At 70.2% G+C, this 4,180-nt stretch carries 5 protein-coding genes; all 5 read left to right on the plus strand.

Annotated elements, in window-relative coordinates:
* On the plus strand, positions 1–875 hold an 875-nt coding region (locus ASG00_RS13460), incomplete at its 5' end, for a helix-turn-helix domain-containing protein (RefSeq protein ID WP_200930935.1).
* A gap of 128 nt (positions 876–1,003) precedes the next feature.
* Positions 1,004–2,134: a zinc-dependent alcohol dehydrogenase gene (locus ASG00_RS13465; protein WP_056210217.1), complete on the plus strand. Its 1,131-nt coding sequence runs from the start codon at positions 1,004–1,006 to the stop codon at positions 2,132–2,134.
* Positions 2,134–2,964, plus strand: a complete 831-nt coding sequence (locus ASG00_RS13470; protein ID WP_056210219.1) for a MoaF C-terminal domain-containing protein — start codon at positions 2,134–2,136, stop codon at positions 2,962–2,964. The genes ASG00_RS13465 and ASG00_RS13470 overlap by 1 nt, the downstream gene beginning before the upstream one ends.
* Positions 2,965–2,984: 20 nt before the next feature.
* A complete protein-coding gene (locus ASG00_RS13475) occupies positions 2,985–3,377 on the plus strand; it encodes a nuclear transport factor 2 family protein (RefSeq protein WP_056210221.1) in 393 nt (130 codons plus the stop codon).
* A partial coding sequence (locus ASG00_RS14645) for an aldo/keto reductase (RefSeq protein WP_056519148.1) occupies positions 3,374–4,180 on the plus strand: 807 nt, incomplete at its 3' end. The genes ASG00_RS13475 and ASG00_RS14645, both read left to right, overlap by 4 nt.

Consider the following 4,180-nt stretch of genomic DNA (forward strand, 5'->3'; position numbering starts at 1 on the left):
TCGTCCCCCTGCAGGTTTCCAGTCGGCGCCCGCACCATTTCCACGCCGCGGCGCGCAGCGCCGAGCTGCGCGACCTGAAGATCGTCGAGATCGCCGCCGATCCGCATGTGGTCGAGCGCACACGCCGCCTCGTCGCCGAGTCGGAGTCCGAACCGAGCTACAAGGTGAGCCTGATGGTCGAAGGCTCCGGCTTCATCTGCCAGGACGGCCGCGACGTCGTGCTGTCACCGGGCGACATCGCCGTCTATGACACGACTCGTCCGTACACGCTCGCATTCGACGACTCATCGATCCGCACGATCGTCGCCATGTTCCCCAAGCGGCTCGTCGACCTGTCCGACGATCGCATCGCCCGGCTGACGGCGACTGCGCTGGGCAAGGACGACCACCTGGGGAGCATGGTCGGCGGCGTGCTCCTGCAACTGGCCGGGCGACTCGAGGCGGTCAGCACCGCGACAGGCTGGCGATTGGCGCGCAATGCGGTCGACCTCGTCAATATCCTGCTGCGAGACTCGCTGCCGGCGACGGAGGGCGCTGGCGGCGAACGGCTGATCGATCGGATCTACTCGTACATCGACGCAGTGCTCGAAGACCCGGGCGTCACGCCGTCGCTCATCGCGGACGCCCATTTCATCTCGGTGCGCTATCTGCATTCGCTGTTCCAGTCCGAGGGGATGAGCGTCGGCTCCTACATCCGGCTGCGCCGCATCGAGCGATGCCGCGACGAACTCGCCGACCCGGACTTCGCGGACATGACCGTGACGGCGATCGCCGCCCGCTGGTCGTTCGCCGACGTGGCCCATTTCTCGCGCACGTTCAAGTCTGTCTACGGCGAGACCCCGTCCGAGTTCCGGTCCCGGATGACCCGCCGCTGACGTCGCCCCGGGAGGGACACACTGCGCGCCGATTCAACATCTGCGCGCTCCGACGCAACCGCCCCGCGTCCGGGCACGCGAGCCTTCACACAGCGGCACGACGATGCGCCGCGGGGAAGGACACTCGCATGAACGACGCGACCGGCACGGCGACGCAGGTCCTGTTCGTCGCTCCCGGCATGATCGACACGGTCACCGGCCCGGCACCCGTGCCCGCGGCATCCGATGTCGTGGTCGCCGTCGACCGCGTCGGCATCTGCGGAACCGATCTGCACCTGCTCGACGGCGAGATCGGTGACCCGTTCCCGCTGGTGCCCGGTCACGAGTTCGTCGGAACGGTGATCTCTATCGGCACCGAGGCGGCCCGCCCGGGGTTGCGCGTCGGTGATCGCGTCGTGGTGGAGATGCTGCTGGCCTGCGGGCGGTGCGCGCGATGCCGCGAGGGTCGTCGCAACCTCTGTGAGCGGGACGATCCCGCGGTCTCACCTGCGGCGGGGCGCCAGATGGGCGTGAACATCCCCCGCACGCTCTCGCCCTTCACCGGCGGGTACGGCACCCACCTGGTGGTTCCCCCTGAGGGCGTCATCCACGTGCTTCCGCCCACGCTCCAGAACGACGTCGCGGTGCTCACCGAGCCTCTCGCGGTCGCGGTGCGGGCGGTCGAGCGCGGTCGCGTCGGCCTCGGCGACGACGTCGTGATCATCGGCCCGGGCCCGATCGGTCTGCTCGTCGCAGCGGTTGCGTCGGCGGCCGGTGCCCGGCACGTCATCGTCGTCGGCGGTCGCCCCGAGCGGCGGGTGCTCGCACGCTCGTTCGGCGCGACGGACACCCTCGCAGAGCGCGGGGCCGAGCTCCACTCGCGGATTCGCCACCTGCTCCCCGGCGGTCCGGACGTGGTCATCGAGTGCGCCGGGAATCCCACGGCGCAGCAGGACGCGATCCGTCTGGTCCGGCGCGGCGGTCGGGTTGTGCTCGCCGGGGCATGTGGCGGCGGCGCGGCGCTCACGATCGCACCGGATGAGGACCTCCTCACCCGGGAGATCGACATCCTGCCGTCGTTCCTTGCCGCGGGCGGCTATGAACGCGCCATCACGCTGCTCGATCAGGCGCGATTCCCGTTCGCCTCGCTCATCACCCACATCTTCCCGCTCGATGAGGCGAGCACCGCGCTCGCCGCCGTTCGCGGTCGTACGGAGGGGCTGATCAAGGCCGTACTCCTCATCCCCTCCCCCTCACCCACTCTCACCGGAGGTCACTGATGTCCCATTCCGAGAACGTCACCGTCTCGCGCACGACCCACGATGCCGACCAGGGCACGTGGAAGTCATACGACGACTTCGCGACCGGAATCGACACTTATCGGATGCCGCAGGCCGACCTCGCCGGACGATCGATCGCCTGGGAGTTCGACGGCGGCATCGGTCTCGCCGTGGACGTCCTGGCCGATGGCACCGCCCGGTGGCGGTCGGCAGCCCTTCTGAGCACACCGGATGGCACGGTGGACCCGTACGACGCGGTGCGTGTGCGCGACGACGTGGTGTTCTTCAACCTGCCCCTCACGTCGCGGTCTCAGGACGCGATCACGGTGTTCTGGTCGGAGACGACCGGTCGCGCACTGATCATCCACTCCGTGATCGGCGAGCCGCGACCGGGAATGCCGCAGGTGCAGCAGACGATCGCCGCGGGGCGTGTCGTCGGACAAGATGTGACGGGGGTGAAGCCCGCGCCGTCGCGCGATCTGATCGGCTTCCGCGAGCTCGTGCGCTACAGCCCCGTGCACCTGTACGAGCACGTGTTCCTCTCGAGCGAGCGCTACTGCTGGCAGTGCCTCCACGGCGAGCAGCGCGGGCACGGCGACGTCGACATGTCGTCGGTGTGGAAGTTCGACGACTCCGGCCTCTACCTGTTCACGTTCCGCGAGTTCGTGATCCCGGTCGCGAGCGTCTGGCTGCACGACCTCGGCTACGCGCTGCGCACGACGGGGATCTTCCTCGGCACCGCGCCCGGCGGCGGCGCCGACCACCGCCTCGCGGGCGGCCACATCTATCCGCTCGGCAACGTCGTGTACCCCGACGTCGAGCCCGTCTGACCCACCGAAAGGACACCCGCATGAGCCGCGCTCACGACATCATCACGCGACACTACGAGGCCAGCGCCGGCGGCGATCTCGCCGGGATGCTCGCCCCCATCGAGCCCGACACGACCTGGACCGAGGCGGCCGGGTTCCCGCGTGCGGGCACCTACGTCGGCCCCGACGCCGTGCGCGTCCACGTGTTCGACGCACTCGCCCGCGACTTCGACGGCTATCGCTTCGACCTCGACGAGCTCGTCGACGCGGGCGATGTGCAGGTCGGCATCGGCACGTACTCGGGCACCTTCCGCGAGACGGGGCGCCCGTTCACCGCGCGGGTCGCGCACATCTGGCGGCTGGCATCCGACCGGGTGGTCAGCTTCGAGCAGATCGTCGACAGCGCGCAGGTTCGGACAGCGATGACGCCATGAGCGCACCCGCCCGTCCCGCCTCGGCGAGCATCCCCCCGATCGGACTGGCGGTCGCGGGCGTGCGGGGCAGCGGCGGCATCCATGTCGTCTCAGCGGCGATCGACGACGGCTTCCGCCTGATCGTCACCGACCCTGACTACGACAACGACGGCACGGTCGGCGCGGCGATTGCCGCGGCAGCCGTCCCGCGTGATCTCGTCACGGTCGCGACCCGGCTGCCCGCGAGTCGCACGAGCGCGAACGAGGCGACGAAGTTCGTCGAGGAGTTTCTGCTGCGCACCCAGCTGGAGCACATCGATCTCATGCTGGTGCCGTGGATCGGGGCGGCGCGCTCGCTGGCGGCCTGGCACTCTCTCGCGAAGGCCCGGGTGCGAGGCCTCGTCAGCCGCGTGGGTGTCGCGGGGTTCGGCGCGGCGGAGAGTGACGCCCTTCTCGAGGCGACCGGAGATCGGCCGGCCGTCGACAAGATCGTCGTGCACCCGCTCGCTCCCCAGCGCGAGTTGCGGCGCGACCTCGATGGCCGAGGCGTCAGGGTGCTCGCCGCGCATCCGACGGGCCTCGGAGACGGGATGCTGCGGCATCCGGTGCTCGTGCGCGCCGCACGCGAGGAGGGTCTCACCCCGGCGCAGCTGGCGATCGCCTGGTCGGCGGCTCGGGGGATGATCCCGCTGCCGACGGCGAGATTCCCGGCCCGGCAACGCGAGAACCTCGCCGCGCTCGATCGACCGCTGGCGGAGTCGACGCTCGCCGTCATCGACCGCGTGTGCCCCGACGGCCCGTCGCGGATCGAGACGATCGCCGGG

Source organism: Microbacterium sp. Leaf351 (assembly GCF_001423825.1).
GTDB lineage: Bacteria > Actinomycetota > Actinomycetes > Actinomycetales > Microbacteriaceae > Microbacterium > Microbacterium ginsengisoli.

Excerpts from the sequence above, each read along its gene's own strand:
- ASG00_RS13475 (WP_056210221.1), top strand. The coding sequence starts at position 2,985 with ATGAGCCGCGCTCACGACATCATCACGCGACACTACGAGGCCAGCGCC.
- ASG00_RS13465 (WP_056210217.1), top strand. The coding sequence starts at position 1,004 with ATGAACGACGCGACCGGCACGGCGACGCAGGTCCTGTTCGTCGCTCCC.
- ASG00_RS13470 (WP_056210219.1), top strand. The coding sequence starts at position 2,134 with ATGTCCCATTCCGAGAACGTCACCGTCTCGCGCACGACCCACGATGCC.